The organism is Acinetobacter sp. Ac_5812 (assembly GCF_013072695.1).
Taxonomy (GTDB): Bacteria; Pseudomonadota; Gammaproteobacteria; order Pseudomonadales; family Moraxellaceae; genus Acinetobacter.
Genome location: NZ_LXUK01000003.1, coordinates 1 through 1,309 on the forward strand (window position 1 = coordinate 1; position 1,309 = coordinate 1,309).

Below are 1,309 nucleotides of genomic sequence, written 5' to 3' on the forward strand. Positions count from 1 at the left end.
TGAACCGTACCGGGTTTGTCGGAGAGTCAATATTCTGAGAGACTATCCCGATGACAAAATTAAAATATACCCCTGAAATCAGAGAAAGATCGGTTCAATTATTGATTGAATCCGAAAAAGATTATCCTTCTACTTGGGCTGCAATCACAGCAATTGCTCCCAAGATTGGCTGTACTCCTGAAACACTACGTTCCTGGCATCAGAAGCATTTGAATCAACAGAATCCAATCAAAGTACAGCAGCTTTCAGACCAAGAACGCATTAAACAACTTGAACGCGAAAATAAAGAACTGCAGCGAGCCAATGAAATTCTACGCAAAGCAGCCGCTTTTTTCGCCCAGGCGGAGCTCGACCGCCCACACAAATAATGGTGGATTTTATCCATAACAATAAAGCGTTATACGGTGTTGAGGCGATTTGTAGGATTTTACCGATCGCCCCTTCGACCTATTACCGGACTTTAGATCTCGCGGACAATCCAGAACATCGAGCGAAACGAGATTTACATGACTTGCATCATGCTGAACAAATTAAACGAATTTGGAAGGAAAGTTCAGGTCGATATGGTGTACGTAAAGTTTGGCAAAAACTGAAACGTGAAGGCTATATTATTGCACGCTGTACAGTTGCTCGATTGATGCAAAAGCTAGGTATACAAGGTGTTTGGCGTGGGAAGAATAAACAAACTACCCGTAGCAGAGATGATCAAAAACGAGCAGATGATTTAGTGAAACGGAATTTTAGTGCTGATCAACCTGACCACCTGTGGGTCGCTGACTTCACGTATATTCAAACCAATTCAGGTTGGGTCTATACCGCCTTTATTATTGATGTCTTCTCACGAGCAATTGTTGGATGGAAAGTATCAACACGCATGAATACAGACATGGTCCTGGATGCATTGGAGCAAGCATTGCATGATCGAGGCATGCCAAAGAACGTGATTCATCATAGTGACAGAGGCGTACAGTATCTTTCCATTCGCTATACCAATCGTTTAGAAGCAGCAAATTTACGAGCTTCAGTCGGTACAACGGGTGACTCATACGATAATGCTTTGGCTGAAACGGTGAATGGCTTATACAAAACAGAGGTGATTGAATATTTAAAAGCATATTGGCAAGGTTTAGCAGATGTACAACTTGCGACACTAAACTGGGTAGATTGGTTCAATAAAAAGCGTGTACACAGTGCACTGGGTTATGTATCGCCTTTTGAGTTTGAAGCAATGTACTATGATAAGATTAACCCGTTAGGTCAGGTGGCCTAACTTAAATAAAAAAGTCTCCGACAAACCCGGTACGGTTCA

At 42.2% G+C, this 1,309-nt stretch carries 1 protein-coding gene and 1 other annotated feature; the gene reads left to right on the top strand.

Annotated features, from left to right (window positions below; all coding sequences use genetic code 11):
• Window positions 1–50: 50 nt before the first annotated feature.
• Window positions 51–1,270 (top strand): IS3 family transposase gene (locus A7P55_RS03170; RefSeq protein ID WP_153567214.1). Its coding sequence is split into 2 segments (ribosomal slippage): window positions 51–327 and window positions 327–1,270, totalling 1,221 coding nucleotides; the frame shifts between segments, so codons are not numbered across the junction.
• Window positions 326–442 (top strand) — a sequence feature (AL1L pseudoknot). (Overlaps the previous gene by 117 nt.)
• Window positions 1,271–1,309: the final 39 nt, after the last annotated feature.